Source organism: Iodobacter sp. BJB302 (assembly GCF_002735645.1).
In the GTDB taxonomy this organism is placed as follows: domain Bacteria; phylum Pseudomonadota; class Gammaproteobacteria; order Burkholderiales; family Chitinibacteraceae; genus Iodobacter.
The window spans coordinates 1-26,396 of sequence record NZ_PDZG01000064.1 but is presented as its reverse complement, the minus strand read 5'-3'; the positions used below and the strand labels follow the sequence as shown (position 1 = coordinate 26,396).

Annotated in this window: 29 protein-coding genes; 20 read left to right on the top strand and 9 right to left on the bottom strand. The window is 48.4% G+C overall.

Translation table 11 applies throughout. The annotated features are described in order from the left end of the window. Positions 1–157 precede the first annotated feature (157 nt). Positions 158–625, bottom strand: a complete 468-nt coding sequence (gene bfr, locus CSQ88_RS17540) for a bacterioferritin (RefSeq protein WP_099399380.1) — start codon at positions 623–625, stop codon at positions 158–160. A gap of 11 nt (positions 626–636) precedes the next feature. Further along, positions 637–1,107, bottom strand: a complete 471-nt coding sequence (bfr, locus tag CSQ88_RS17535) for a bacterioferritin (RefSeq protein ID WP_099399379.1) — start codon at positions 1,105–1,107, stop codon at positions 637–639. 346 nt (positions 1,108–1,453) lie between these two features. Here bfr (CSQ88_RS17535) and CSQ88_RS17525 point away from each other — a divergent pair, with 346 nt between their 5' ends. Then, entirely contained in the window at positions 1,454–2,230 is a 777-nt protein-coding gene (locus CSQ88_RS17525; RefSeq protein WP_099399377.1) for an inositol monophosphatase family protein, read from the top strand. A gap of 33 nt (positions 2,231–2,263) precedes the next feature. Continuing rightward, complete coding sequence (locus CSQ88_RS17520; protein ID WP_099399376.1) at positions 2,264–2,461, top strand: DUF3460 family protein; 198 nt, start codon at positions 2,264–2,266, stop codon at positions 2,459–2,461. Between the two features lie 75 nt (positions 2,462–2,536). Here CSQ88_RS17520 and CSQ88_RS17515 read toward each other — a convergent pair whose 3' ends face one another. The 3 genes from CSQ88_RS17515 to purT form a co-directional block, all read right to left on the bottom strand. After that, positions 2,537–4,168: a methyl-accepting chemotaxis protein gene (locus CSQ88_RS17515; RefSeq protein WP_180273710.1), complete on the bottom strand. Its 1,632-nt coding sequence runs from the start codon at positions 4,166–4,168 to the stop codon at positions 2,537–2,539. Positions 4,169–4,426: 258 nt separating this feature from the next. Next, entirely contained in the window at positions 4,427–4,816 is a 390-nt protein-coding gene (locus CSQ88_RS17510) for a group II truncated hemoglobin (protein WP_099399374.1), read from the bottom strand. Between the two features lie 2 nt (positions 4,817–4,818). Then, entirely contained in the window at positions 4,819–6,015 is a 1,197-nt protein-coding gene (gene purT / locus CSQ88_RS17505) for a formate-dependent phosphoribosylglycinamide formyltransferase (protein WP_099399373.1), read from the bottom strand. A 597-nt stretch (positions 6,016–6,612) separates the two neighbouring features. Between purT and CSQ88_RS17500 the strand changes: the two genes are divergently transcribed. Both CSQ88_RS17500 and CSQ88_RS17495 read left to right on the top strand, forming a co-directional pair. Then, positions 6,613–7,407 (top strand): outer membrane protein OmpK, encoded by a 795-nt coding sequence (locus CSQ88_RS17500; protein WP_099399372.1) that lies wholly within the window; start codon positions 6,613–6,615, stop codon positions 7,405–7,407. A 484-nt stretch (positions 7,408–7,891) separates the two neighbouring features. Beyond that, on the top strand, positions 7,892–8,311 hold the full coding sequence (locus CSQ88_RS17495; RefSeq protein ID WP_099399371.1) for a hypothetical protein: 420 nt from the start codon (positions 7,892–7,894) through the stop codon (positions 8,309–8,311). 101 nt (positions 8,312–8,412) lie between these two features. On the opposite strand, the gene CSQ88_RS17490 is transcribed toward CSQ88_RS17495, so the two are convergent. Continuing rightward, the gene (locus CSQ88_RS17490) at positions 8,413–8,607 is read right to left on the bottom strand and encodes a DUF1653 domain-containing protein (RefSeq protein WP_306475252.1); all 195 of its coding nucleotides are present in this window, start codon (positions 8,605–8,607) and stop codon (positions 8,413–8,415) included. Between the two features lie 324 nt (positions 8,608–8,931). On the opposite strand from CSQ88_RS17490, the gene CSQ88_RS23045 reads away from it, so the two are divergent. Next, complete coding sequence (locus tag CSQ88_RS23045; RefSeq protein WP_180273709.1) at positions 8,932–9,075, top strand: hypothetical protein; 144 nt, start codon at positions 8,932–8,934, stop codon at positions 9,073–9,075. A gap of 167 nt (positions 9,076–9,242) precedes the next feature. On the opposite strand, the gene CSQ88_RS17485 is transcribed toward CSQ88_RS23045, so the two are convergent. Then, positions 9,243–10,616 (bottom strand): MFS transporter, encoded by a 1,374-nt coding sequence (locus tag CSQ88_RS17485; protein ID WP_099399369.1) that lies wholly within the window; start codon positions 10,614–10,616, stop codon positions 9,243–9,245. A gap of 289 nt (positions 10,617–10,905) precedes the next feature. Between CSQ88_RS17485 and CSQ88_RS17480 the strand changes: the two genes are divergently transcribed. After that, entirely contained in the window at positions 10,906–11,754 is an 849-nt protein-coding gene (locus tag CSQ88_RS17480) for a helix-turn-helix domain-containing protein (protein WP_099399384.1), read from the top strand. Between the two features lie 99 nt (positions 11,755–11,853). Here CSQ88_RS17480 and CSQ88_RS17475 read toward each other — a convergent pair whose 3' ends face one another. Both CSQ88_RS17475 and nadB read right to left on the bottom strand, forming a co-directional pair. Beyond that, positions 11,854–12,081 carry a DUF1653 domain-containing protein gene (locus CSQ88_RS17475; protein WP_257212654.1) on the bottom strand — a complete coding sequence of 76 codons (228 nt, stop codon included), beginning with the start codon at positions 12,079–12,081 and terminating at the stop codon, positions 11,854–11,856. A gap of 36 nt (positions 12,082–12,117) precedes the next feature. After that, entirely contained in the window at positions 12,118–13,701 is a 1,584-nt protein-coding gene (gene nadB, locus CSQ88_RS17470; RefSeq protein WP_099399368.1) for an L-aspartate oxidase, read from the bottom strand. Between the two features lie 156 nt (positions 13,702–13,857). On the opposite strand from nadB, the gene rpoE reads away from it, so the two are divergent. The 14 genes from rpoE (at position 13,858) to CSQ88_RS17400 (ending at position 26,239) form a co-directional block, all read left to right on the top strand. Beyond that, a complete protein-coding gene (gene rpoE / locus CSQ88_RS17465) occupies positions 13,858–14,466 on the top strand; it encodes an RNA polymerase sigma factor RpoE (RefSeq protein ID WP_099399382.1) in 609 nt (202 codons plus the stop codon). A gap of 28 nt (positions 14,467–14,494) precedes the next feature. Further along, positions 14,495–14,980: a sigma-E factor negative regulatory protein gene (locus tag CSQ88_RS17460; RefSeq protein ID WP_099399367.1), complete on the top strand. Its 486-nt coding sequence runs from the start codon at positions 14,495–14,497 to the stop codon at positions 14,978–14,980. Then, on the top strand, positions 14,981–15,952 hold the full coding sequence (locus CSQ88_RS17455) for a MucB/RseB C-terminal domain-containing protein (RefSeq protein WP_099399366.1): 972 nt from the start codon (positions 14,981–14,983) through the stop codon (positions 15,950–15,952). It abuts the gene before it with no gap. A gap of 9 nt (positions 15,953–15,961) precedes the next feature. Further along, positions 15,962–16,435, top strand: coding sequence for a SoxR reducing system RseC family protein (locus CSQ88_RS17450; protein ID WP_099399365.1), 474 nt, complete (start codon positions 15,962–15,964; stop codon positions 16,433–16,435). Next, entirely contained in the window at positions 16,432–17,841 is a 1,410-nt protein-coding gene (locus tag CSQ88_RS17445) for a DegQ family serine endoprotease (protein WP_099399364.1), read from the top strand. Before CSQ88_RS17450 ends, CSQ88_RS17445 begins: the two co-directional genes overlap by 4 nt. Then, positions 17,838–18,083, top strand: coding sequence for a glutaredoxin family protein (locus CSQ88_RS17440; protein ID WP_180273708.1), 246 nt, complete (start codon positions 17,838–17,840; stop codon positions 18,081–18,083). Before CSQ88_RS17445 ends, CSQ88_RS17440 begins: the two co-directional genes overlap by 4 nt. 67 nt (positions 18,084–18,150) lie before the next feature. Then, a complete protein-coding gene (gene lepA, locus CSQ88_RS17435; protein WP_099399363.1) occupies positions 18,151–19,944 on the top strand; it encodes a translation elongation factor 4 in 1,794 nt (597 codons plus the stop codon). A 123-nt stretch (positions 19,945–20,067) separates the two neighbouring features. Beyond that, positions 20,068–21,027, top strand: a complete 960-nt coding sequence (lepB, locus tag CSQ88_RS17430; protein WP_099399362.1) for a signal peptidase I — start codon at positions 20,068–20,070, stop codon at positions 21,025–21,027. A gap of 11 nt (positions 21,028–21,038) precedes the next feature. After that, positions 21,039–21,413, top strand: coding sequence for a DUF4845 domain-containing protein (locus CSQ88_RS17425; RefSeq protein WP_099399361.1), 375 nt, complete (start codon positions 21,039–21,041; stop codon positions 21,411–21,413). A gap of 2 nt (positions 21,414–21,415) precedes the next feature. Then, positions 21,416–22,183, top strand: a complete 768-nt coding sequence (gene rnc, locus CSQ88_RS17420; protein WP_099399360.1) for a ribonuclease III — start codon at positions 21,416–21,418, stop codon at positions 22,181–22,183. Next, on the top strand, positions 22,180–23,106 hold the full coding sequence (era, locus tag CSQ88_RS17415) for a GTPase Era (protein ID WP_099399359.1): 927 nt from the start codon (positions 22,180–22,182) through the stop codon (positions 23,104–23,106). Before rnc ends, era begins: the two co-directional genes overlap by 4 nt. Positions 23,107–23,111: 5 nt before the next feature. Then, positions 23,112–23,828: a DNA repair protein RecO gene (recO, locus tag CSQ88_RS17410; protein ID WP_180273707.1), complete on the top strand. Its 717-nt coding sequence runs from the start codon at positions 23,112–23,114 to the stop codon at positions 23,826–23,828. Positions 23,829–24,146: 318 nt separating this feature from the next. Continuing rightward, entirely contained in the window at positions 24,147–24,521 is a 375-nt protein-coding gene (locus tag CSQ88_RS17405; protein ID WP_099399357.1) for an STAS/SEC14 domain-containing protein, read from the top strand. Positions 24,522–24,532: 11 nt separating this feature from the next. After that, positions 24,533–26,239 carry a hypothetical protein gene (locus CSQ88_RS17400; RefSeq protein ID WP_099399356.1) on the top strand — a complete coding sequence of 569 codons (1,707 nt, stop codon included), beginning with the start codon at positions 24,533–24,535 and terminating at the stop codon, positions 26,237–26,239. Positions 26,240–26,396 lie beyond the last annotated feature (157 nt).

Genomic DNA, 26,396 nt, shown 5'->3' with positions numbered 1-26,396 from the left:
TCGTTTTGATACCTGCTTCGCCAGTTAAATATTGCTGAACGACAGAGAGCTTGAATTGCGTTGAGTACTTGGACATAAAAACACCCCAAAAATATGGACGGGTGTCCAACTTTTGGGGTGCAGTTCAGTGAGCGGCTGTTTTTAATCCAAAAAAATCTTAGAGCTGTGTTTGTAAATAGTTTGGCAGGCCTATTGCTTTAATCAGGCCAAGCTGTTGTTCCAGCCAGTGGGCGTGATCCTGTTCGGTATCGTCCAAAAGTTTAACCAGCATATTGCGGCTGACGTAGTCTTGCTCCTGCTCGCAAATGGCGATAACACGTTTCAGTGCGGCGGCCACATCGTATTCGGTCAGTAAATCATTTTGCAGCATGGCGGGGACATCTGCGCCAATACGCAGCGCGTCGCGCCCGGCTACATCGGGTATGCCACCTAAAAATAAAATACGTGCAATCAGCAGAGTGGAGTGGCCAATCTCATCCTGACGTTCGTGATCAATGCGTTCATAAAGCTTGCTATAGCCCCAGTTGTGATACATCTGGCTATGCACAAAGTATTGATCGACGGAGGTGAGTTCGGTAACGAGCAGCTCTTTTAAGCCTGCAATGACATTTTGTTTACCTTGCATGGTGATCTTCCTTATGCGTCGATTTGTGATTGGAGGTAATTTGCAAGGCCCAGTGACACTTGTAACTCGGCCTGGGTTTCCAGCCAGTCAACGTATTCTTCTTCGTCTTCGAGCAGATCTTCCAAAATATCGCGGGAGACGTAGTCTTGCTCCAGCTCACAGGTTTCAATGGCCTGGCGCAAAGTAGTGAGGTGGCTGCTGACCAGTTTTAAATCACAATCCAGCATTTCCGGGGTGTTTTCACCGATATATAATTTGCCAAGTTGCTGCAAATTAGGCAGGCCTTCCAGCATCAGGATTCGGGTGATCAGTTTATCTGCACGCTTCATGGCATCAATCGATTCGTGATACACCGCATCATTCAGTTTTTTTAAGCCCCAGTTGCGGTACATCCGCGCATGTAAGAAAAACTGATTGATGGCGATCAGCTCATTGCCAAGAACGCTGTTGAGCGAGTTAAGTACGAGTTTGCTGCCTTGCATTGTGTATTCTCCGTGGACCCGGTCTAATTTTAAATTTATTAGTGGCGGGCATTTGTCAGTTTCAAATCCCTTTTTTCTCTGTGGGAATTGAAAATCAGTTTCCCTGATTTATCAGCTGTTATTCTATTCTTTTTATTATTTATTGCCAGCCCATAATTTACCATTGGGCGTTTTATATTTTTATTAAGAATGGTTCTTGTTTTCTTAATGAAATGGTGTTTAAAAATGAAAAGCATTTCATTAGGTAAGTAAGCGTTATAATTTGGCTGGAGAATAAAAACTATTATTATTTGCTTCTTGTTTATGTTACTTTTTGCTGAAGAAAATCGCTATTTTAGGAGTGTTTATGGTATTGCCTGATGAAATCATTGCCCTGGCACATCAACTGGCCGATGTAAGTGGTGCGGTAATACGCCCTTATTTTCGCAGCCCACTGGCGATAGACGATAAAAATGATCATAGCCCAGTCACAATTGCAGACAAAGAGGCCGAGCGTGTAATGCGCGGGCTGATCCTGCAAAAGCGTCCGCTAGATGGCATTATCGGCGAAGAGTTTGGCCGGGAGCGTGAAGATGCAGAGTGGGTATGGGTGCTGGATCCGATTGATGGCACCAAGTCGTTTACGGTGGGCAGGGCCTTGTTTGTGACGCTGATTGGCCTCTTGCATCATGGCAAGCCGGTATTGGGCATTATTAATCAACCTGTACAGAATGAGCGCTGGCTGGGGATTACGGGTCAGGGCGCATGGCTCAATGGTGAGCCGGTTGTGGCCAACCAAATTGATCAGCTGCAGGCGGCAAGGCTGGGAACAACCGGGCCTCAGTATCTGCTTGAAGGCGCTGCAGCTTTTGCGCGTTTATCCGCTGAGTGCCGCTTTACCAGCTATGGGGGAGATGGCTATCTCTACGCACAGGTGGCAAGTGGCTGGCTGGAGCTGGTGGTGGAGGAAGGTTTAAAATTGCACGATTTTGCTGCATTGGCTCCTGTCGTTAATGGGGCGGGGGGGCTGATGACAGACTGGCAGGGAATGGCACTGGATATCCATAGTGAAGGGCGGGTTTTAGCTGCAGCCAATCCAGTATTACACGCGGCAGCACTGCCATTTCTGCTGAACGCGGTATAATGGCTTTATTCGTCACATCTAACGTGGAATGCCATGTTTAAGAACACACAATACGTTTCAGAATTCACCCAATTTATGCAAGGCTATTTAGGGGATAACCCTGAAGTGGCTCAGGGCCAGCTTGAGGGTCGTGCACTGCTGTGGGATAAAGCCCCCCTGGATTTAGACGAGCGGGTGCGCACTGCTGAATCAAAGGTTCAGCAAAAACCTTATCCTTATCAGGCTGATTAATTTTTTAGCTTTGTAAAAAAAAACACCGCTGTTGATATCAACAGCGGTGTTTTTTTATGCATCAGGTGATGGGCATCAGGTGTGGTATTGGCTGATTAAGGTGTTGAGCGTGATTGCAATTTGGCGAAGCTCTTCGGAAAGCTCGCTGGTGCTGCTGGCTGTGGCGTGATTTTCTTCGCTGGCCTGAGCTATTTTCTCGATATTGTTAGCAATATCCTGGCTTGCGGAGCTTTGTTCACCAATGGCGTCTGCCATTTGGGCGATATCGCTGACCGTGTTTTTAGATTGCTGTTCAAGATGGGCCAAAGATTCGGCTACGCTCTGCGTATTGCGTACGCCGCTTTCTACCATACGGCTGGCGTGCTGCATGCCCTCAGATGCCGTACCGGTGTCTCTTTGCACCGATTCAATTTTACTGGTGATTTCAGTGGTAGCTTGTGTGGTGCGCTCGGCCAGCTTTCTGACTTCATCGGCAACCACCGCAAAGCCTCTGCCTAAATCCCCGGCGCGCGCGGCCTCAATGGCGGCATTGAGTGCCAGCAGATTGGTCTGGTCCGCAATATCTTTAATTACCATCACAATGCTGCCAATTTCGCCTGAGCGCTGGTTAAGCTGATCGATAACAGCAGCGGAGCTGTTGATGTTCTCGGCAATCTGCCTGATCTCATCGGCGGTGCGGTTGGCAGAAAGTGCACCTTCAGCGGCCGTTGCAGCACCTTGCCTTGCTTCGGTATTTAATCCTTCTGCGCTGGATGAAATCATGTTTACACTGACAGATAATTCTTCAACGGCTGCGGCTGTAGCGCTTGAGGCGGAAGACTGTATTTCTGATGAATCAGTCATTTGCCTTGCCGCAGTTGATAGTGTTTCGGCAGAGATTAGCAGCTGGCTGGAGTTTTTGCGGGATTCGCTGATGACTTTACTCATATTAATCAGCAAGCGATTGATGACAGCCGATGACTGGCTGATTTCATCAATACCTGTCTGGTTAAGCCTGAGCGCTAAATTACCTGTCTGATCAATTTCAGTAATCACTTCTTGTAAAACAGTCAAAGGTTTACGAATACTGCGAATAATAATCAGCGCGCTGGAAACGCCAATTAAAATGGCAAAAAACATCAGTGTAATAGATATGCTGATTGTTGCTGTGGTAATGGTACCCAGCGTTTTTTCCATGCCTTTTGCTTTGGAGATGGCTTCATCTGCTAGGGCTGTCAGCCCATCCTGCATTGAGCGGACAGGTTCTTTATATTTTGAAAACTCGGCATTGATATCTGCGGCTTTTTGATATTTCTTTGCTTTTACTTCATCTGATATCCTGCTGAAGCCATCGGCATAAATTTTAAGGTGTTGAGACAAATCATTTAATTTTTGAATATCTCCAGAACTGGCATTGGCCGAGCCGCTTTTTATTGCTGCATTTGCTTTTTCAAGAGCAACATGCCATTTTTGATTGTATTCTTTGATTTTTTCAGTGTTTTCAAAATTTAAAAAGATATCTTTTTCAAAGCGTCTTAAATCTGTAACCTGATGACGGGCTTCGATCAGATCAAGCGAGTAGTTTAAATCATGTTGTAGCATGTTTTCTGTGAGGCTTGCTTGTCGATTAAGCCCCCATAGCCCGAGTACACCCACACTGATAAGTAAAAACAGAAGCAGGGCAAATCCACCCACCAGCCTTGCGGCAATCGTAAATTTTGATAGCATGGGATTCTCCAAAGGTAAGCTTTGTAATAGATTGTAGAGTTGATTCAGCGTATTGCCAGCAGAATAAACAGAAAATTGATAAATAGTTTGCGGAGTGGTTTGTTTGATTATTTGTGCAAAAAAATACCGCATTCAATTGCATGAATACGGTATTGGCAGGGGTGTTTTGCGTCAATCAGGTGTTAATTACAGACGATTGAGTTAATTATGTTTATTACAATAAAAGTCAGTTTTTAATGGATTTAAATTAATGCCCGCTTATTTGTTCCGCATGAAATCAGCCGTGCGAAAAAACGCATCTTCTAAATGATCACGTAATGTGGTTTCCATCGGAATTTCTTCCATCGCCTGAAACATGCACATCAGCCATTGATCGCGTTCATCTTCGCCAATGGCAAAGGGCATGTGACGTGCCCGCAGCATGGGGTGGCCGTACTTTTCGATAAAACGCTGCGGCCCGCCCAGCCAACCGGATAAAAAATCAAAAAATTTATCACGAATCACCGTGCTGTCCCCAGCGTGCATGGCACGGATGCCGCTGGCGCGCGGGTCGCTATACATAATGTCGTAAAAGCGATCGACTAATTGCCGCAATACCGCGTCGCCGCCTAAAAGCTGGTAGGGCGTCATTTCTGCTACTTCTTGCATATTTAACCTTTTACTGTTTTAACTAAGCTGGCTGCCTGCCCGGCACGGCTGCGTGCTTCGTTCGTATCTGCCCCTGCTGCGAGTGCTACGCCCATACGGCGGCGGGTAAAGCTCTCCGGTTTACCAAACAGGCGCAGATCGGCGCGGGGCACCGCCAGCGCCTCTGCCAGCCCTTCGAAAGCAATACCTTTTTCCTCCATGCCGCCATAAATGACGGCGCTGGCTGCGGGTTCACGCAGTGTGGCATCAATGGGCAACATTAAGATGGCTCGGGCGTGCAGCTCGAATTCTGAAAAACGCTGGCTGGTAAGTGTCACAAGGCCCGTGTCGTGCGGGCGCGGGCTGACTTCGGAGAACCAAACGTCGTCGCCTTTTACAAACAGCTCCACCCCAAATAAGCCACGGCCGCCTAAATCCTGTGTGATCTTTTGGGCGATATCACGGGCGCGCTCCAATGCCAGCGGGCGCATTGCCTGGGGTTGCCAGCTTTCTACATAGTCGCCATTTTTCTGTACATGGCCAATCGGGTCGCAGAAAAAGGTTTCGATCCCGCCAGACGGGCCCAGCGCACGGATGGTGAGCAGCGTGATTTCGTATTCAAAATCGACAAAGCCCTCAACAATCACGCGGCCCTGATCAACACGGCTGCCGCTGGCGGCATAATCCCACGCAGCATCGATTTCTGCGGCATCACGAATAAATGACTGGCCTTTGCCGGACGAGGACATTACCGGTTTAATCAGGCAGGGCAGCCCGATGGTTTCGATGGCGGCCCGCATTTCATCAAGAGACGAAGCGAACTGGTAGCTGGATGTAGGTAAGCCCAGCGTTTCAGCAGCCAGGCGGCGAATGCCTTCGCGATTCATGGTGAGGTGAGTGGCGCGGGCGCTAGGGATAACCACAGCAAGGCCATCTGCTTCTATTTCTAACAGGGCGGATGTTGCAATGGCTTCAATCTCGGGCACGATTAAATGCGGGCGTTCAAGCTCCACTAGGGCACGCAGCGCAATCGGGTCGGCCATATTAATCACATGGCTGCGATGCGCCACTTGCATACCAGGCGCGTTTGCATAGCGATCAACTGCAATCACTTCTGCGCCTAGTCTTTGCAGCGCAATAATAACTTCTTTGCCCAGCTCGCCGCTGCCTAACAGCATTACTTTGGTGGCAGAGGCGGAGAGCGGTGTGCCGATACGCATGAGATTTTCCTGAGCAAGTAGATAGGAGGGGGGTAAATTTTAACATGATCAGCTGCATGGCTGAGTACGCCTGAGGCTGGTTGGTGGTGAAGGGCAGGCGCATTATTTGTGCAGATTTTTTGCTCGTATTGGCTCTTGATCTTGGATTTTTGGTCGGGCGGATTTAATCAGTACTTTTAAGGGTAAAAAACGGCTGTTTTGATGGGTTTATTTTTTGTGATAAAACGCACAAATAAGTCATTAAATTAGATTGCTGCGTGTTTAGTTGGGCGCCATATTGCAGGGTAATGGTGCTTTATTTGATCATGTTTAATAACAGGTTAATTGGCGCTGCAAATGTTGTTGTGTAAGGGTATTTATTTATTGTGTATTTATTTGGCATAATGGTGATGTGCACTGTCATCGTATTATTTAGAGTGAGTACGGTTTTCTTAAGGTTAATCAATAATATTACCGTTCAAATCCATTAATCTGCTTTTTAAACGTATTTTATTTACTGGCGTAAATAAACTCGTTATGCTGCGCTCCCCTGTGTCGGTTGGGGGAAGAGGATTTACAGATTTTTACCGAATTAAATAATAAAATGATGAGCTTAATATGAAACTACGCAATATTTTAGTCGCAGCCAGCATTCTTGCTACTCCTGCTGCATTTGCCGGCAACGACTGGTCTTTTAAAAATGTCAGTGTGAACTGGCTTGATTGGTCTAATGGCACTGAAACCCGCACCAATGCGGGTGCATTTGCCGGCAAAAAAGATTTTGCCTTTTTAGAAGTTGAAGGTGGCTTCGGTGGCGACTGGGGTGAGGCATACGGTTTCTTCGATGTTGAAAACCCGACCAAGGGCGCAAGCGAAACAGATGGTCGTGATAAACGCCGTTATGCAGCAAAAGCCATTGCCCGTTTTAATTTAGTGCAATTAGGTGGCGTGCCTGTACAGGCTTATGTTCACCTTTATGACGCGCGTGATCATGGCACTTTCTTCAGCCAAAACCGCGTTTTAGGCCTGGGTACCAGTCTTTCAAATGGCAATTTCTGGATTAAGCCATTTATTGGTGGCCATCAGCAATTTGATCGTAATATCGGCGCACACGCTAATGGCGTGATGGCGGGTTACGTGGCGGGTTATAGTTTCCAAATGTTTGGCCAGTCATTTATGGCCACTCAGTGGCATGAAACAGAATTTAATCGTGATGATAAATTTCTGACCATGGGCAGCCCGGCAGGCGGCGTGACTCAGGGTAATGCAACAGGCCAGAACGGCGCTGTATCTCTGTGGTGGAATGTCAGTAAAGAATTTACAACAGGCGTGCAATACCGCTATGCGGATCAAAAGCTGGGCTCCGCTTCATATCAGAATGCAATGATTTACACTGCTAAATACAATTTTTAATTGATATTTAATGGTGATAAATAAAAACCCGCTGCGGCGGGTTTTTATTTGTCTGTTTGTTTCATCGTAATGAAAAGTACTGGCGTACAAAACGAAATAGCATACAAATACCGGTGTTTAGTGCCGGGAGCGTCGCACGCTCAAATAAAATTGCTGCTGTTTAAGCAACAAAATATTTTTTTCGCTGCTACTGAGCGTTGATTAAATTTGCGCGTTGATGTTTTGCACTTCAGGTCAAACTTGTTTGTTTTCGCCACTTAATGAAAAACGTAAATGTAAGAATAGCTCGCAGGGTTGATGGTTTCTTTCTGTGGTTTTACGTAGTCAGAATGCGGTATTTAAAGTTTCTTCGTGTATGGGTCAAACTTTGATATGCTTTTGTCTTGATGTTTGGGGTTTTGTTCAGATGCGTGTAGTGTCTTGGTAAGGTGTGCTGCTTATTTCCTACGCCTTGTCTATTTAAATTTAATTAAAAGGGATGGATATGAAAAAAGTTTTGCCTCTTTTGTCGCTGTGCTTTTTATTTGGCTGCGCTAACCCGGTTCGGGATGGCATCAATAATCTGCGTACTTCGGTGCGAAACGGATTTCAGGACATTAAAATTGAAGTGGCGCCTGAAATTTCTAAAGTGGCAAATTTGGAAGAATTAAAACTGGAAGCCACGCTGGATGATCGTTTTGATTTAAATGGTTATGTGACATATACAAAATCATGCAATTCTTATTTAACCATGGATGTTCGGTTTTATAGTGCAAATGGCTCTTCCCTGGGAAATAGCATGGCAATGTCAAAAAGTTATAAGTCAGGTGAGCGCGCTAAATTTAAAGCCTCGTTCAAACAAATTGCTAAAGATCGTGGAGAGCTCATCAGTAAAGCAGTTGTCAGTAATTTAAAGTGCTCTTAATTGGCAATAAAAGCGGGGTTCTCCCGGCAGAAACAAAAAAAGGGAAGCATAAAGCTTCCTTTTTTTGTTTCTGAATGGGGCTGGTTAAATGTCGCTCTGGTTTACTTGGAGTGCAAGCGAAAGCGTGGCATGGTTTCACCAATATGGGTGATTTCTTCTGTAAACATCGTCAGCGGCCACACCCAAAGATCAAAGTCACCATAAGGGTTGCGGTACATCATCATTTCTTCTTCTGATTCACTGTGCCTGGCTACGCCGGTTACTTGATAAAGCGGGCCTTTGTTGTGCTGATAAATGCCTTTTTTAATTGTTTTATAGGTTTATCCAATCTGTTGTTACCTTGTTTGGGTGATCAGGAAAGTTTTTAGTCCGGGCTCAGGGCGGTGTTTTTTGCTTCGCTCAGTATGCAGGGGTAATCGCGGCTGTAGTGTAGGCCACGGCTTTCTGCCCATGGCGCATGCATACGATCAGCTCGGCAGATTGCACCAGATTTCGCAGCTCGATCAAACGAAGTCAAAACCGCCTTTTTTTATTTCAAAGTCGATGGCTCGGTCCACGCTATCGCGGAACGCCAGCTCGGCACACACGCTAATGCCGTGATGGCGGGTTGTAGCTTCCAAATGTTTGGGCAATCCTTTGTGGCAACCCAGAGGCAAGAAACAGAATTTAATTGTGATGATAAATTTCTGACCATGGGCTGCCCGGCAGGCGGCGTGACTCAGGGTAATGCAACAGGTCAGAACGGCGCTGTATCGCTGTGGTGAAATGTTAGCCAAGAATTTACAACCGGCGTGCAATCCCGTTATGCGGATCAAAAAATCAGGCCCTGCCTTAAATCAAACGCCATGATTTACACGGCTAAATATAATTTTAAATTGATATCGATGTTGATATGCAAAAAACCCGCTGTAGCGGGTTTTTTGCATGCATGCTAGGCCGCGTGAGGTTTGAGCTGCAAAGAGGCTATCGCCGCCAATGCGCTGATGAGGGCGCAAGCCAGCAAGGCATTTTGATAGCCCGCTAAGCCTTGCTGTGCATGGGCCAAAGTAGATAGTAGAGCAATGCCAAGTGCTGCCCCTAGTTGGCGGGCGGTATTAAATAAGCCAGATGCCAGCCCTGCGTCTTTATTGGGGATGCTTGCCAGCGCCGTATGCGTGGCCGTCATCAGCATCAGTCCAAGCCCCAAGCCGATCAGCAGGGTGGGCGGCAGGATGGCGGTATAAAAATCAGCATGGAGGGTGATTTGGCTTAGCCAGCACAGCCCCGCTGCGCTGAGTAAGCCACCATAGAGGGGTAGCTTACGAATGCCTGAATCCATCATTGGCCTGGAAATAATCGCTGCAATTGCTAGCGTGATTCCCATCGGCAACATGGCTAGGCCAGTTTGTAGGGGGCTATAGCCGAGTACGCCCTGCAGAATTAACGAGATAAAAAAGCTGGCACTGGTGAGCGCTGCACCTAGCCCCATTACCACTAAATTACCCGTACGGACATTGGCGAGTTTGAAAATATCCAGCCGGATAAGCGGCTGACTGGTTTTGGCTTCAATCAAAATAAAGCCAAGCAGTAGCAGGGCGGAGACGGCAAGGGTGATTTGAGCGGTGGCCCAGCCTGCGCTGCTGATTTGGGTGATACCTAGCATCAAGGCGCCCATGCCAAGTGTGATGCTCACCGCCCCCGCTAAATCAAGTCGAACTGCTTGTGCTTTGCTGGGTGCAAGGCTTGCCGCCACGGCGATAATGAGCACGATACCAATAGGCACATTCACAAACATCACCCAGCGCCAGCTAAGTTGACTAATCAACACGCCGCCAATCACTACGCCCATTGCCGAAGCAACGGCGCTGGACGCTGCCCAAAGCGAAATTGCGCGGGCTTTAGCTGGGCCACTTGGGTAGGCCGAAACGATCACCGCGAGGGTGGATGTGGCGAGAGCCGAAGCGCCAAATCCTTGCACGGCACGGGCAACAAGCAGGCTGATCGCGCTGTCTGCCAAGCCACCGGCCAAGCTGGCTAAGGTGAAAATCAGCAAGCCGCTTTGCAGAATCAGTTTACGGCCAAATAAATCGCTGGCTCGGGCTGCCAGCAGCATAAAGCCACCGAGCATCAGCAAATAAGCATCCACCACCCATTGCAGCTGGGTGGGAGAAAGCTGTAAGTCAGCCTGCATAGAGGGCAGGGCAACATTGACGATGGAGCCGTCCATCACCACCATAAAGGAAGAGACGCAGGCAATAAGCAGGGCCACCCATTGCGGCATATGGGGGTAGAGCAGGCTGGGCCTGGCGGGAAGAGCAATAGACATACGGATTACCTCGAAGCGTTAATGTGCTGTCTAGTCGCCTGCCGGACTTAAGGCTGATCTATTGCGGGAAAGCCGGATTTGGCCATATTCCACGCATTTTTTCGTTAAATAGCTCGCTATTCGCCTCAAAAATACATGAAGTCTGTCTCCAGCCGGTCTTTCCCTCGCTATGATCGCTTAAGCCTGACAGGCCGGCTTGTTGGAGTAATTAGACAGGGCTGATGAAGTATTGTCTTAAAGCTCAAAAGGCTGATAACGTGATTTGGTCGAAAAATATCATTATCCAGCCATGACCCATCATATTGTTGAAGTTGAAGCGAGTGAACTTGCCAGCGGTCCCCAGCTCATCGTGGTGAGCGGACAAGACCGTGCCGATAGCGATTTTCGCCTTGGCACGCGTGAGATCGATGTCCATAGCCATTTGCGAGGGCAGTTTTTTTGTGTAGATAGTGGTCTTTTGCATGTGCGAACCGAACATGGCTCATGGCTTTTGCCGCCACAAAGAGCTGGCTGGATTCCGCCGGGGTTGCCGCACCGAGTGAGTGTGAGCGGCGCGCATCATGGTTGGAGTGTGTTTATTACGCCAGAGGCCAGTCAGTGTTTGCCAGATCGGCCCTGCGTGATTGGCATTAGCGAGTTGATGCGGGCCTTGGTGCTTAGGGCTGTGACCTGGTCTGTCCAAGTGCAGCTAAACGACGAGCAAGCAAGAGTCATCGCCGTGTTGCTTGATGAAATGCGTAGCGCCCCGCATCAGCCCTTGCACTTGCCGCTGCCCAGCGACCGGCGTTTATTAAAAGTGACGCAAGCGATCTTGGCGAAGGTTAGCGATGAGCGCACTCTGGAAGAGTGGGCCACTTGGGCAGGTCTATCGCCGCGCACATTAAGCCGCTTGTTTCGCAGCGAAACGGCTTGTAGCTTTAGCCAGTGGCGACAGCAAGCAAGGCTTAGTCATGCACTAGAGCGCTTGGCACTGGGGGAATCCGTAGCCAATGTCGCCGACGCGCTGGGCTACGCTTCTCCCAGCCATTTTATTGCCATGTTTAAACGCAACTTTGGCGATTCGCCTGCACATTATTTTGCACAGCGGGCCAATGTGGGGGAAGAGAATTGGGCGGGGTTAGCCACCTGTTGGACTTAAGTGATCGTTACGAGGGGAAGTCCGTGAAATATGGCCAAATCCGGCTTCCCCGCAGCAAATCAGTCTTAAGTCCGGCAGGTTGCTGGTCCCCGCAGTGACCTACCTAGAATGCCAACGAAAGCGCGGCATCGTTTCGCAGTTGTAAGTAATCTCTTCAATAAACATCGCCAGTGGGCGCACCCAAAGATCAAATTCACCATAAAGGTGGCGGTATACCACCATTTCTTCCTCGGTTTCACTATGTTTTGCGAGGTCAATCACTTGGTAAAGCGGGCCTTTGTAGTGTTGGTAAATGCCTTTTTCAATGGTTTTTATAGGTTTATCCAATCTGTTGTTGCCTTGTTTGGGGGATCAGGAAAGATTTTAGTCTGGGCTCAGGACGGTGCTTTTTGCTTCGCTTAGCATGCCGGGGTAATCGCGGCTGTAGTGCAGGCCGCGGCTTTCTTGTCGTGCCATGGCGCAGCGTACGATCAGCTCGGCAGATTGCACCAGATTGCGCAGCTCGATCAAATCGTTAGAGACCCGGAAATTGCTGTAGTAATCGTCAATTTCATGCTGCAGTAATTCAATACGGTGTAAGGCGCGCTCCAGGCGTTTGTTAGTGCGCACAATGCCAACGTAATCCCACATAAAGCGGCGTAATTCATCCCAGTTGTGTGAAATCACCACTTCTTCATCAGGATCAGTCACCTGGCTTTCGTCCCATTCAGGGATGGCAGGGCGTTCACTCTGAGTGGTTAGTAAAATATCTGCAGCTGCTGCTTTGCCAAGCACCATGCATTCCAGCAAGGAATTGGAGGCAAGCCGGTTGGCACCATGCAGGCCAGTGCAGGCCACTTCGCCTACTGCATATAAGTTGGCCACATCGGTGCGGCCAGCGGTATCACTGACAATGCCGCCGCAGGTGTAATGCGCGGCGGGCACTACCGGTATCGGCTCTTTGGTAATGTCGATGCCCAGCTCTAAGCAGCGCAGATAAATATTTGGGAAGTGTTCTTTAATGAATGCGGCTGGTTTATAGGAGATATCTAGGTAAACGCAGTCAAAACCACCTTTTTTCATTTCAAAGTCGATGGCACGGGCCACAATATCGCGGGGCGCCAGCTCGGCGCGCTCGTCGTGCTGGGGCATAAAGCGGGTGCCATCAGGTAGCTTTAAGATGCCGCCTTCGCCGCGCACAGCTTCAGTAATCAAAAATGATTTGGCGTGCGGGTGATAAAGGCAGGTAGGGTGGAATTGAATAAATTCCATATTGGCTACACGGCAGCCAGCGCGCCAGCCCATGGCAATTCCGTCGCCCGTTGCTACATCCGGGTTGGTGGTGTAAAGATAGACTTTGCCTGCGCCGCCGCTGGCAAGGACGGTGGACTTTGCCACGATGGTTTCAACGCGGTCGGTTTCTTTGTCGTAAACATAAGCGCCGTAGCAATGCTTGCCCTCGCGCCCCAATTTTTGATCGGTGATTAAATCAACGGCAATATGCGATTCAAGCACGGTGATATTGGGGTGAGCCGCTACTTTATGCGCCAGTGTATCGATGACGGCTGCGCCGGTGGCGTCTGCCGCGTGGATAATGCGTCTGTGGCTGTGCCCGCCTTCGCGGGTGAGGTGATAGCCCTGATAGGCGCTGTCACCCTCGGTGTCTTTAGTGAAGGGCACGCCCATCTGGATCAGCCAGTCGATGGCTTCTTTGGAATGCTCAACAATAAAGCGCGTGCTTTCCTGGTCGCACAGGCCCGCGCCGGCGACATGGGTGTCACGAATGTGCAGCTCTACACTGTCGGTGCCATCGAGTACTGCTGCAATGCCGCCCTGTGCCCAGCCGCTGCCGCCATCCCGCAACTCGCGCTTGGTCACCAGGCCCACTTTGATGTGGTCAGCTAAGTGCAGAGCCATGGTCATTCCGCCAAGGCCACTGCCGATGATTAATGCATCAAATTCACGCATTGCAGGTGTTCCATTCCCAGAAAAATGGAATATTAACAGAGGCCAGACCGACTGCGCCGTGTATAAAGCCAAATCTGTCAGCTTTTGTATGCGCTGGCTTGATAAAAATCATGGTCAACCCCATGTGAGTGTAAATATCTTTTGGAGACATCTTTGATTCAGCGAACCGATCGTGATATCGATCAGGAGCTTGTTCTGCGGGCTCAGGCGGGAGATAAGCGAGCCTTTGAACTGCTGGTAGTGAAATACCAGCGGCGTGTCGCACGTCTTTTGTCGCGGCTGATTCGGGATCAGTCAGAGATCGAGGACGTGTCTCAGGAGTCGTTTATCAAGGCTTATCGCGCCTTGCCATCGTTTCGTGGCGAAAGCGCTTTTTATACCTGGCTATATCGTATTGCCATTAATACGGCTAAAAATCATTTGGCTACCCTTGGCCGCCGCCCTCAGCTGGCGAGTCTTTATGAAGACGAGGAGGGGGAGTCGCTGGATGCTGCTGCACAAATACCGGATTACCATACGCCTGAAACTGAACTCTCTAACCGGCAGATTGTCTCTACAGTAAATGCAGTGGTTGATGAGTTACCTTCCGAGTTGCGAACGGCAATTACGTTGCGCGAAATGGATGGTTTAAGTTATGAAGATATCGCCGCCGTGATGAATTGCCCCATTGGTACGGTTCGTTCTCGGATTTTTCGCGCTCGTGAGGCTATCGCAAATAAGCTGAGGCCTTTACTGGATGTCGTCGGAAAAGATAAGCGCTGGTAAGCTTCGAAGGATATGAGAGGGTAATGTGATGAAAGAAAAACTTTCCGCCTTAATGGATGGCGAGCTTGATGTGGCAGACATCGATGGTTTACTTGCTGAAATGAAGCGCGATGCCTCGCTGAATCAGGATTGGTACGATTGGCATCAGCTCAGCGATAATATGCAGGAGCACCCCTTGCTTTCTCCGCAGTTTATGACGCGATTCTCTGCGCGGCTGGCGGCGGAGCCTACGGTGGTGGCCCCGCAGCGTCTGAAACGCAGCTCGGTGATGAAAAAATTATTGGTTCCTTTAACTGCAGCAGCCTCAATTGCCTTTGTGGGTGTGGCGGCATGGCAGTCTAAAACAAGCTTTAACACTGCGCCTGCCATGGTGGCGGTACAAAATGCGAAGCCCGTGGATAAAAAACCACCTGCTATACGCGCCTACCTGGCTGCACATAGCCAGGAATCTGGCAATGTACTGGCTGAGCGGGATATTGTTTATGCGGATTTTGGCACGGAGAATATGCGCTAGATGAGCGACTTGCTGGGTAGATTAAAGCCATTTGTGCTGTGCATTAGTTTGTTTTTTCCTGCGGGCGCCATGGCCGCAGCCGAGCTGAATAATTCAGATGCCGTGATTGTATTGAACCGGATGTCTGCTGCGGCTAAACAGAATGATTTTCAGGGTCTCTTCACGCATCAGCATGGTGATTCCACTGAAACATTCAGAATTGTGCATGTGGGTAGTGAGCCGGTGGAGGTTGAGCGCCGGGAGTCGCTGGATGGCCCGCGCCGCGAGTATTATCGCAAGGGTGATCACGTCAGCATTTATCTGCCATCTAAGCGGGCAGTCTCTTTAGACCGGCGTTTCAGCTCCAAATTGTTTCCCCAGCATTTGCCGGAAAACGCCGATTCTGTATTGCTGAATTACAAGCTTAAAAAAAGCGGTATGGAGCGGGTTGCAGGTTTAAATGCTCAAATTTATGAGCTGGAGCCCAGAGATGTTTACCGTTTTCCGCTGCGTTTGTGGATGCATATTGATAGTGGCCTGATTTTAAAATCCGAGCGCTTGGGGCCGTATTCTCAGCCGGTTGAATTATTTGTTTTTTCTGCACTCACCCTCGGTAAGGTTGATCGCGCATTATTAAATCCGGTTAATCCTTTGCGCCCGGTCGTTATCGAGTCGAATCAGGGTGTGGCCAGTGCGCCTGTTGAGCCCGCTTGGATTATCGATCATCTGCCCCGCGGTTTTCGATTTATGAAAAGTATCCAGCGCACATTGATTGGCAAAGAAATGCCGGTGGTACAGCATCTGTACAGTGATGGTCTTGTGACGGTTTCGGTCTTTCTGGAGCCTGCTGTGGCAGAAGCCAGAGAAGGGGCTTCACATCAGGGCGCGATGCATATGCAGGTGCGGCAAATTGATGGAAAGATGGTCACCGTATTGGGTGAAGTGCCTGCTGAAACAGTAAAGGCCTTTGCTCTTGCTTTTCAACCCCGCTAGTGACAAAAAATGATTGAAACAGAGGCTCAGGTGCAGCGGCTGGATGGCGCTCATGCCTGGGTGAAAATAAAGCCACATACGCCCTGTGGCCGGTGCGATCCAGAAACTGGCTGCAAAGCTATGGCGCTGAGCCGCATGTTTGCTCAGTCGCAAGATGGCTTCAGGGTTAAAAATCCTTTGTCTTTTAAGGCGGGGGATTGGGTGACGGTGGCAGTTGAAGAGCAAATGCTGCTTAAAAGTGCCGTGTGGGCCTATGGAGTACCTTTGCTCTTGCTGATTGCCGGCGCAGCAGCAGGCCAGTGGCTTGCGCCTCAGATGCCTGCCAGTGCGGTGTTGGGTGGCGTACTTGGGTTTGTAGTGGGTTTTGTGCTGCTGAAACAGCAGCACCAGCTGGCGGCTTCGGCAGAGCCAGTCATTGTGGCGGGCAAAGTAGTGTCTGACCCGCCGTTTCTTAGTCCTTGTCAGATGAAACGTAAACCATGATGAAAAAATTACTGTTAAGCCTTACTTTGGGCTTTGTTTCTGTCTCATCCATTGCGGCTGCCAACTTGCCTGATTTTACTCAGCTGGTTGAGAAAGAAGGCCGGGCTGTGGTCAATATTTCTACGACCTCTACGATCAAAGAGCAGCCCCAGCAGTTTGGCGATGAAGATGGCATGGATATCTTTCGCCGTTTTGGTTTTCCTGTGCCGCGCATGTTGCCGCGAAATGGCCAGCAACAGCAGCCCCGCGAGCGCCAGGCCCAATCCTTAGGGTCTGGTTTTATTATGGCGGCGGATGGCTATATTCTGACCAATGCCCATGTGATTGCTCAGGCCGATGAAATTACCGTAAAGCTCACAGACAAGCGCACCTTTAAAGCAAAAGTGATTGGTGCGGATGCCCGTACCGATGTGGCCTTGCTTAAAATTGATGCCACAGGCCTGCCTAAAGTCACGCTGGGCGATGCAAATAAATTAAAAGTGGGTGAGTGGGTTGTGGCGATTGGCTCGCCATTTGGCTTTGAAAATACGGTAACCGCCGGGATTGTTTCAGCCAAGGGCCGCAGCCTGCCTGATGAAACCTTTGTGCCCTTTATTCAGACTGACGTAGCGATTAACCCCGGTAATTCGGGTGGCCCGCTCTTTAATATGGCTGGCGAAGTGGTTGGGATTAACTCGCAAATCTACAGCCGCTCGGGTGGCTTTATGGGCTTGTCGTTCTCGATTCCGGTTGATGTGGTGATGAAGGTTGCTGACGAGCTGAAGGCCACCGGTAAAGTTACACGGGGCCGTATTGGTGTGGCGATTCAGGAATTAAATGACGATCTGGCAAAGAGTTTTGGCCTGGGCAAAGTCAACGGCACACTTCTGGCCAGCGTAGAGAAAGATGGCCCGGCGGATAAGGCCGGTCTAAAACCAGGTGATGTGATTCTGAAATTTAATGGCCAGGCCATTGCCACAGCCAGTGATCTGCCTAAGTATGTGGCTGCCGTGCGCCCTGGTACAAAAGTGCCGGTGCAAATCTGGCGTGATAAAGCCTTGCGTGATGTGAGTGTAACGATTGGCGTGCTGGAACAATCTGATCGCACTACAGCCGAGCGTGAGTATCGTGGCAACCAGAATGACGAGGGCGGGCGCTTTGGCTTGTCGCTGCAATCGGTTGATCCGGCACAGCTGAAAGGAATGGGGCTGAAGTTTGCGGTGCTGGTACAGGCTGCCCGCGGGCCAGCTGCTAAGGCTGGCTTGCAGGGAGGGGACCTGATTGTGGGTGTTGCAAATCAGGAGCTGACCAGCCTTGCTCAGCTTAAACAAATACTGACCGCTTTAAAGCCAAATGAAGCAACGGCACTGCGTGTGATCCGTGGCGATGCCTCTATGTTTCTGACTTTGCGTGCACCTGCTAAATGATTCAGCTTAAGTTATACGGAAGAGAATATTGCAGTCTGTGCCATGTGATGCGGGATCTTTTGCAGCAGCAGGCACTGATAGCAGGCTTTGAGCTGGAGTGGATTGATATCGATGATGTCGATCATCTGGAAGCGCAATATGGCGAATGGGTGCCCGTTTTGGCGGGCTCTGACGGGGTGGAAATTTGCCATTACCACCTCGATCAAGCGGCTCTTGATGCCTATATTGCTAATTTCCGTTAAAATCAGTGGAAATTAATATTTGGGGTACGATCGCGTACCCCTTTTTCGTGAAATATCTGGCAGGCCAATGGATCATATTCGTAATTTCTCGATCATCGCTCACATCGATCACGGCAAAAGCACGCTGGCTGATCGCTTTATCCAATTCTGCGGCGGCCTTGAGCTGCGGGAGATGAGTGCGCAAGTGCTCGATTCGATGGATATCGAAAAAGAGCGTGGTATCACGATTAAGGCGCAGACCGCTGCGCTGACATATAAAGCCCGTAATGGTGAGATTTATAATCTTAATCTGATCGACACCCCCGGACACGTTGACTTCTCTTATGAGGTGAGCCGCTCTCTGGCTGCCTGTGAAGGCGCGCTGCTGGTTGTTGATGCCTCGCAAGGTGTTGAAGCGCAAACTGTGGCCAACTGCTACACCGCGCTGGAGCAGGGCGTTGAGGTGGTGGCGGTTTTAAATAAAATCGATTTGCCTGCTGCCGATCCTGAGCGTGTCATTCAGGAAATTGAAGACATCATCGGTATTGAAGCCACAGATGCCGTGCACGCCTCGGCTAAAAGCGGTATCGGTATTGAAGATATTCTTGAATCTCTGATTACCAAGGTGCCTCCGCCTAAGGGTAATCCGGATGGCCCGCTGAAAGCGCTGATTGTCGATTCATGGTTCGATAATTACGTTGGCGTGGTCATGCTGGTGCGTGTGGTGGACGGCCAGCTCAGCCCGAAAGAAAAAATCATGTTTATGTCGAACAAGTCGCAGCATCTTTGCGAACAAGTCGGTGTATTCACGCCAAAAACAGTGCAAAGACCCGTACTGAAAGCCGGTGAAGTGGGCTTTATCATTGCCGGTATTAAAGAAATTGCCAATGCCAAGGTGGGCGATACCATCACCACGGCTAAAGATCCGGCAACTGAGCCTTTGCCTGGTTTTAAAGAAGTAAAATCACAGGTGTTTGCGGGTCTGTACCCGATTGAAGGCCATGATTACGAAAAACTGCGTGATGCCTTGGAAAAGCTCAAGCTCAACGATGCTTCACTGCATTATGAGCCTGAAGTTTCACAGGCTTTGGGCTTTGGTTTCCGCTGCGGCTTCTTAGGCTTACTGCACTTAGAAATCGTGCAGGAGCGCTTAGAGCGCGAATTTGATATGGATCTGATTACCACTGCGCCCACAGTGGTTTACGAGCTGCTGCTGAAATCAGGCGAAGTGATTCATATCGAAAACCCGTCCAAGCTGCCGGATCCTTCTAAATACGAAGAAATTCGTGAGCCGATTATCACTGCAACGATTTTGGTACCACAGGATTACGTGGGCGCAGTGATGACGCTGTGTAATCAAAAGCGCGGTACTCAGCGCAATATGCAGTATATGGGCCGCCAGGTCATGCTGAGCTACGATCTGCCGATGGCAGAAGTAGTTATGGATTTCTTTGATCGCCTTAAATCTGTCAGCCGTGGTTATGCCTCGCTTGATTACGATTTCAAAGAATTCCAGGCCGCTGATTTGATTAAGCTGGATGTGCTGGTCAATGGCGAACGTGTGGATGCCTTGAGCCTGATTATTCACCGCAGCAGCAGCCAGTACCGTGGCCGTGAGCTGGTGGCGAAAATGCGCGAGCTGATTCCGCGTCAGATGTACGATGTGGCCGTGCAGGCAGCTATTGGCAGCCAGATTGTCGCGCGTGAAACGGTAAAAGCCACGCGTAAAGATGTTTTGGCAAAATGTTATGGTGGTGACGTTTCGCGTAAGCGTAAACTGCTCGACAAGCAAAAAGCGGGTAAGAAGCGCATGAAGCAAGTTGGTAACGTTGAAATCCCACAAGAAGCCTTCCTTGCGATTTTGCAAGTGAGCGATAAATAAGTGCCCTAATAAAAGTCTTCGAGCTTCGTTATCCTTTCTCGCCGTAGAATTCATACTGTCTGCGTCTGGATGCCTTGTTCGAAAACTTTTACCTAAGTACTTAACAAATAAAAAGGAAAACGGATGAACTGGTTGTTTCTCGGGATTGTTTTCGTCATTTTAGGGCCGGTCTTGGTGGGCATTGGCGCCAAGCATGAGCGTAAAGGCAGTGAGCCGCCTTCTTTAGTGCAATACGGCTATCTTTGTGTGGTAATGGGGCTGTTTATTGTCTTGGTGCAATACTGCTCGATTTCTGCGGCGATGCTGATCTTTGTATTGGTGACGGGAGTGATCTGGGGGCTGGACCGGTTTGTCTGGGGGAAGAAGCGCGGTGAAAAACCGGTTGCAGACTGGGTTGAGTACGGTCGCGGCTTCTTCCCTGTATTGCTTGCGGTATTTGTATTGCGCTCTTTTCTGGTTGAGCCGTTTCAAATTCCATCCAGCTCAATGCGCCCGGGTTTAGTGGTGGGTGATTTTATTCTGGTGAATAAATTCGCTTATGGCCTGCGTACTCCCGTGATTAATAATGTGATGATTCCGGTGGGTAAGCCAGAACATGGCGATGTGATGGTATTTAATTATCCGGAAAATCCTTCGCTTAATTATATTAAGCGCGTCATTGGTTTGCCGGGCGATACCGTTGAATATCGGAATAAAAAATTAACCATTAATGGGAAGGCGGTTCCAACTGCCGATTTGCCCGATCATGAGTATGTTGAGCAGGGTACTTACCTGATTAATAACAAACAGTTTAATGAAAAACTGGGTACGCATGATTATTCAACCTTAGCAATGGCTGACGTGCCATCGGTTAATTTGGGTGAAGTACGCGATTTTCCATACCGGGAAAATTGCCGCTATGATGAAGAAGGTTTCAGCTGCAAAGTACCTGAAGGTCATTTCTTTATGATGGGCGATAATCGCGATCACAGTGCCGATGGCCGTTATTGGGGTTTTGTTCCTGATAAATACGTGGTGGGTAAGGCTTTTCTTATTTGGCTTAATTTTAAAGATCTGGGGCGCGTTGGCACCTCGATTCGCTAAAGGAATAAATCATGCTTAATCGCCAGCGTGGTGTGTCTTTCGGTTCTTTTTTAATGTTCGCTATTGTGGGCTCCGTGATTGCAATTACGGCATTAAAAGTTGTTCCGACTTATCTGGAATTCTTTACTGTAAAAAAAGCCATTGAGCGTACGGTAAGAGAATATGGTGCACAGCAACCCGCAGCAATTCGTGAGGGTTTTATGCGCCAGGCGTCGGTTGATAATATTCGGGATATCAGTGCTGCTGAATTAAAAGTTACTCAGGCAGGCAGTGATACCACGGTAAGTTTAAGCTACGAGCGGGTTGTTCCAATCGTGGGTAATATGAGTCTGTTGTTCGCTTTTGATATCCAAAAATCGAATACGCAGCAAGCTGCGGGTAATTAGTCGTGAGTGTTGTTCTTCCCCCGGAGCGCCTTTTAAGGGTGCTCTCTTATACTTTTAAAGAGCCAAAACTCTTTAAACAAGCTTTAACCCATCGTAGTTTTTCTTCTACGCATAATGAGCGGCTGGAGTTTATTGGCGACGGTATTTTAAATTCGCTGATTGCCCGTGCGCTTTATCTGACGTTTCCTAAGCTGCCTGAGGGTGATTTATCGCGTCTTCGGGCCAGCTTGGTTCGTCAGGAAGCGCTGGCCAGTATTGCCAGCGAGCTTAATTTGGGTGATTTTATCTGGCTTGGTGAAGGCGAGTTGAAAAGTGGCGGTCATCGCCGGCCATCTATTCTGGCCGATGCACTTGAGGCTATTTTTGGTGCAATCTGGCTGGACGGTGGTTTTGATGCGGCAGATACCGTGGTCAATGCTTTATTTGCCTCTAGGATTGCTGCCATTGATCCGCTGCTTGGTGCAAAAGATGCCAAGACCAGCTTGCAGGAGTGGCTGCAGGCCCGCCGTTATACGTTACCGGCGTACACTATTCTCAGGCAGGACGGCGAATCGCCGGATCAGATTTTTGAAGTAAGTTGCTGCATTGCAGAGGCCAAATTGCTAACTAAAGGCGTGGGCACCAGCCGCCGCGCTGCTGAGCAATTGGCGGCTGAATCCGCTCTTGCCATTCTGAGGGAGCAGTTTCCAGGTAAGCATAAAAGCCCGGACAGCGCCCCGTTAAAAAGTAAACACGCTGCCAAACCGGCAGCAAAAGGTAAACGCGTATGAGCGAGATGGATATCCAAAACGAAGCTGTTGATTTTCGCTGCGGCTTTGTGGCCATTGTGGGCCGCCCTAATGTGGGTAAATCAACACTGTTGAATCAGCTGATTGGTCAGAAAATCAGTATTACTTCACGTAAAGCACAAACGACACGTCATCGTATTACGGGCGTACACAGCTCTGATACGGCCCAGTTTGTGTTTGTTGATACGCCAGGGTTTCAAACCAAGTATCAAAATGCGCTTAATCAGGCGATGAATCGCAGCGTCACCAGCACTTTGGCTGATGTTGATGTGATTTTATATGTGATTGAGGCGGGATATTTCAGCGCTGCGGACGAAGAAGTATTAAAACTATTGCCTGATAATCGCCCTGTGCTGTTAGTGCTCAATAAAATTGATGAGCTGAAAGATAAAAATGAAATGTTCCCGTTTATTGAAGCGATGAATGAGCGTTTTAAATTTCATGCGATTGTGCCTATTTCTGCGCAAAAAAATCTGAGTATTGATGTCTTGCTGAAAGTGGTTGAGCCACTTTTGCCAAAATCAGTGCCTCTGTACGATGTCGATCAGGTGACCGATCGTAATGAGCGCTTTTTAGCCGCTGAAATTATTCGTGAAAAGATTTTCCGCCTGATGGGCGAAGAATTACCGTACTCTATGACTGTTGAAATCGAAAAGTTTGAAGACGATGAAACCAGAGACGGACGTGAGTTGCGTCGCATCCATGCTGCTGTTTTGGTAGATCGTGACGGGCAAAAAGCCATGCTGATTGGTCAGAATGGTGAAAAGCTCAAACGCATCGCCACCGAAGCACGTCAGGATATGGAAAAACTCTTTGATGCCAAGGTGTTTCTGGAAGTCTGGGTTAAAGTGAAAAGTGGCTGGGCAGATGACACACGTCTTGTCCGTCAGTACGGCTACGAATAAGCACTGTGGCAAGACCTAAGCTACGCATTGATAATCAGGCGGCCTTTGTAATGCATCAGTACCCGTACAAAGAAACCAGCCGCCTGCTGGATGTGTTCAGCCGGGATCATGGCCGCATCATGATGGTGGCCCGGGGTGCCCAACGCCCCGGCTCACAACTTCGCAGTATTCTCCTTGGTTTTCAGCCGGTACTTTTATCCTGGTTTGGTGTGGGTGAGCTTAAAACGCTGCACTCGGCAGACTGGCAGGGTGGTATTCCGCAGCTGAGAGGCCTGCCCCTGCTTTGCGGCTTTTATCTCAACGAGCTGCTCTTGCGTCTTTTACCTCGTGACGAATCCCATCCTCTGCTGTTTGCCAGCTATTTTGAAGCGATTAGAGCGCTCTCGGTTTTGCCTGCTAGTGGCGCAGGCGTAGAGCCGGTATTGCGTGAATTTGAGCGTATCCTGCTGGATGAAATGGGCTATGGCGCAAACTGGCTGCATTGCATTGATCAGCCGCTTGAGGCCGGGCAGCGATACAGCTTTGATCCTACTGAAGGCATTGTTCCTGCACGGGCCAATTATCCGCAATACGACGGCAGTGCTTTAATGGCTTTTGCTGCGGGTGATTACATTGGGGCGGCAGCCCAGGGAAAATTATTAATGAGGCAGGCTTTTTCTGCGATTTTGGGTGATGCGCCTTTGCATACCCGCCAGCTATTGATTGATTTGCAAAAGCTATAAAAGTCAAAGCACTTGTCATTACACTCCCGCAGGTGTTGTTTTATATTCTGTTATCAATTGATGGTCATCAATATAATCAATTACCTATAGTCGAAAATTAAAGTTTAGAATATGTGTTTGCAATTAGCATTGCATGATAAATGCTCATGGCAAGTGAAAATAAATAATAAAGGCGGGTAAAGTTGTAAATAGATGGTATAAATAATTAAAATAAATGTAATCCTTGTCGAAGCAGGGGGAAGCTCAGTAAACTAAGCAGAGGCTATTACTTTTAAGAGCTAGCATGTATTCGTAAGTTTTCCTTGAGGGGAGTACGTGATGATTAGCATTTCACATGAAAATGATTATATTCAGACCGTGGTTTTTGGTGAATTTACCCTGCAGGATTATCGCGAATTTGAGCAGGCTGTTCTTTACCAGTCTCAATTTCACGGGCCGGTTGCTTTGTTATTTGATTTAAGTGAAATGCTGAGCTATACGCTTGACATGGCTTTGGAAGAAATTAAGTTTGTCCGTGAGCACGGGCAAATATTTCAGCGGGTTGCGGTTGTGAGCTCTGACCAGTGGGTGACGTGGTCAGCATGGATAAGCCGTCTGTTTACGGATGCAGAAATTGGCATGTTTACCGAAAGTGACGATGCTAAAACTTGGTTGATGGAAGAAACCGACCTCAATGGGGCGACTAATGCCTGACAGGCGATTTTATGCGTAATATTCTCTCTGCTATTTTTTCCAAAGATAAATCACCCTTTGTAAATGCGAAAGCAGCTACAGCGTGGTGCAAACGCCTGCAAGAAATTGATACTCAATCCCAGCAGTTAAAAATTCATGCTGCAGTTACTGCCTTTATCGGTGAAGGCAGGGTTGCAACGTTAGATGGACTGCAGGCTTTATTGTTGATTGATGATACGGCACAATCTTCATATGAAGCTGTTTGTTACCAATATATTGCTAATCCGCGGATGTCTAAAGACATCGAAAGCCGTTTATGGAAGCAAATTACCAGCTTTGCTGCGGATATGTCTTCGGTCTATCAGCTGTTTGTTCAGTCAGAAATTGAAGGCAGCAAAAAAGCTGAATTAGCTTTGTTAATGCCTAAAGTATTGGCACGCAGCCTGCATTATTTATCCATTCAGGCGAAATGGCATTATTTTCGTTTTGAAAAAGTCCCCCCCAAGTTGTGGACTCTTTCTCATCAGCTTTATCGTCTTTCTGAAATTGAAGGTTGTGACAGTAATCCTTTTCCTTTATATCCATCACATGCAAATGAAGTGACCTCATGCGCAGATGAATATATCCAGATGTTAATGCTTGGCTCTTTATCCAATAATAATTTATCAGTCAGGCAAATTGACTGGGTGGATCACTGGCTGAATCAGTGGTCTAAATTAATTCAATTGTCACGGAAATTCCAGGAAGGGCGTTATCATTTATGTGTGAATTTGCAGGCGGCTGAAGGCGTGCAAAAAATTCAGGCAGAAAGCGAGGGCGAGCCATTCAGATACTGGGGTTTGCATGATTTAATGCATGAATTAGAAGATACTTTGCGCCGGCTGGAAAATGGTGCTACGCCCCGTGATCTGGGTATGGGTAAGGAGTGCCCGGCACCACTTGCGGTTGAATTACTTAAACACCTTGATCTTTTCTGGCTGATGAGTATTCGTAATAGCGTGGTGCAAAGAAGTGAGCGTAAAAAGGTTGCAAAAATAGCCGATATTATTTCCGGGCTTGATTCAATTATTGCGCATGTGCGTTTGGATAACGATAAAAATACGCGCAGAAATGCGGGTGATGACCGCGGTAAAGTCGATTACGATGAAATCATGGATATGCGTCTTTATGGTTTTGTTTCTACCCGCACAAAAGAAAAGGGCGCACCTTCTAAAACGGTAGAGAATAAACCGCAGGACTGGCAGGTCTGGAATATTGAGAATGAAAGTGTGGGGGGCTATGGTGCCGTTGTTCATCTTTCAGAAAATGAATGGATCAGGCCGGGTTTATTATTGGCTAATCGCTTAGGGCGAAATGAGAATTGGCACTTAGGCGTGATTCGCCGTTTAAATCGCTTGGGGGATGATGAGGTTTATGTGGGTATTCAGTCGCTTGTGGCTACCCCTATCGCGGTTAGTTTATATCTGGAGAAAGAAGAGCGCCGCGAACACATTTCTTTAGCCGCAGATTCCACCCTGGGCGTGGCGGATTTGCCGCATGTGCGTACTGCACTTTATTTGCCGCATCAAATGGATGGCAAAAATGTGAATACGCTGATTTTGCATTCTGCTGATTATGGTACAGATAAAATTTATCGCGTTCAGGCGCGTGAACGGGTGTTTATGGTGCGCCTTGGCTCTGTGATTGAAAAGGGTGTAGATTGGATTTGGGTGACTGTATTTGTGATTAGCCAGGAATAAGCATTGATTTTTAATAAAAAAACAGCCAGAGAATTGAACTGCACCCCAAAAGTTGGACACCCGTCCATATTTTTGGGGTGTTTTTATGTCCAAGTACTCAACGCAATTCAAGCTCTCTGTCGTTCAGCAATATTTAACTGGCGAAGCGGGTATCAAA

Excerpts from the sequence above, each read along its gene's own strand:
- bfr (WP_099399380.1), bottom strand. The coding sequence starts at position 625 with ATGCAAGGTAAACAAAATGTCATTGCAGGCTTAAAAGAGCTGCTCGTT.
- bfr (WP_099399379.1), bottom strand. The coding sequence starts at position 1,107 with ATGCAAGGCAGCAAACTCGTACTTAACTCGCTCAACAGCGTTCTTGGC.
- CSQ88_RS17525 (WP_099399377.1), top strand. The coding sequence starts at position 1,454 with ATGGTATTGCCTGATGAAATCATTGCCCTGGCACATCAACTGGCCGAT.
- CSQ88_RS17520 (WP_099399376.1), top strand. The coding sequence starts at position 2,264 with ATGTTTAAGAACACACAATACGTTTCAGAATTCACCCAATTTATGCAA.
- CSQ88_RS17515 (WP_180273710.1), bottom strand. The coding sequence starts at position 4,168 with ATGCTATCAAAATTTACGATTGCCGCAAGGCTGGTGGGTGGATTTGCC.
- CSQ88_RS17510 (WP_099399374.1), bottom strand. The coding sequence starts at position 4,816 with ATGCAAGAAGTAGCAGAAATGACGCCCTACCAGCTTTTAGGCGGCGAC.
- purT (WP_099399373.1), bottom strand. The coding sequence starts at position 6,015 with ATGCGTATCGGCACACCGCTCTCCGCCTCTGCCACCAAAGTAATGCTG.
- CSQ88_RS17500 (WP_099399372.1), top strand. The coding sequence starts at position 6,613 with ATGAAACTACGCAATATTTTAGTCGCAGCCAGCATTCTTGCTACTCCT.
- CSQ88_RS17495 (WP_099399371.1), top strand. The coding sequence starts at position 7,892 with ATGAAAAAAGTTTTGCCTCTTTTGTCGCTGTGCTTTTTATTTGGCTGC.
- CSQ88_RS23045 (WP_180273709.1), top strand. The coding sequence starts at position 8,932 with ATGTTTGGGCAATCCTTTGTGGCAACCCAGAGGCAAGAAACAGAATTT.
- CSQ88_RS17485 (WP_099399369.1), bottom strand. The coding sequence starts at position 10,616 with ATGTCTATTGCTCTTCCCGCCAGGCCCAGCCTGCTCTACCCCCATATG.
- CSQ88_RS17480 (WP_099399384.1), top strand. The coding sequence starts at position 10,906 with ATGACCCATCATATTGTTGAAGTTGAAGCGAGTGAACTTGCCAGCGGT.
- nadB (WP_099399368.1), bottom strand. The coding sequence starts at position 13,701 with ATGCGTGAATTTGATGCATTAATCATCGGCAGTGGCCTTGGCGGAATG.
- CSQ88_RS17460 (WP_099399367.1), top strand. The coding sequence starts at position 14,495 with ATGAAAGAAAAACTTTCCGCCTTAATGGATGGCGAGCTTGATGTGGCA.
- CSQ88_RS17455 (WP_099399366.1), top strand. The coding sequence starts at position 14,981 with ATGAGCGACTTGCTGGGTAGATTAAAGCCATTTGTGCTGTGCATTAGT.
- CSQ88_RS17450 (WP_099399365.1), top strand. The coding sequence starts at position 15,962 with ATGATTGAAACAGAGGCTCAGGTGCAGCGGCTGGATGGCGCTCATGCC.
- CSQ88_RS17445 (WP_099399364.1), top strand. The coding sequence starts at position 16,432 with ATGATGAAAAAATTACTGTTAAGCCTTACTTTGGGCTTTGTTTCTGTC.
- CSQ88_RS17440 (WP_180273708.1), top strand. The coding sequence starts at position 17,838 with ATGATTCAGCTTAAGTTATACGGAAGAGAATATTGCAGTCTGTGCCAT.
- lepA (WP_099399363.1), top strand. The coding sequence starts at position 18,151 with ATGGATCATATTCGTAATTTCTCGATCATCGCTCACATCGATCACGGC.
- lepB (WP_099399362.1), top strand. The coding sequence starts at position 20,068 with ATGAACTGGTTGTTTCTCGGGATTGTTTTCGTCATTTTAGGGCCGGTC.
- CSQ88_RS17425 (WP_099399361.1), top strand. The coding sequence starts at position 21,039 with ATGCTTAATCGCCAGCGTGGTGTGTCTTTCGGTTCTTTTTTAATGTTC.
- era (WP_099399359.1), top strand. The coding sequence starts at position 22,180 with ATGAGCGAGATGGATATCCAAAACGAAGCTGTTGATTTTCGCTGCGGC.
- CSQ88_RS17405 (WP_099399357.1), top strand. The coding sequence starts at position 24,147 with ATGATTAGCATTTCACATGAAAATGATTATATTCAGACCGTGGTTTTT.
- CSQ88_RS17400 (WP_099399356.1), top strand. The coding sequence starts at position 24,533 with ATGCGTAATATTCTCTCTGCTATTTTTTCCAAAGATAAATCACCCTTT.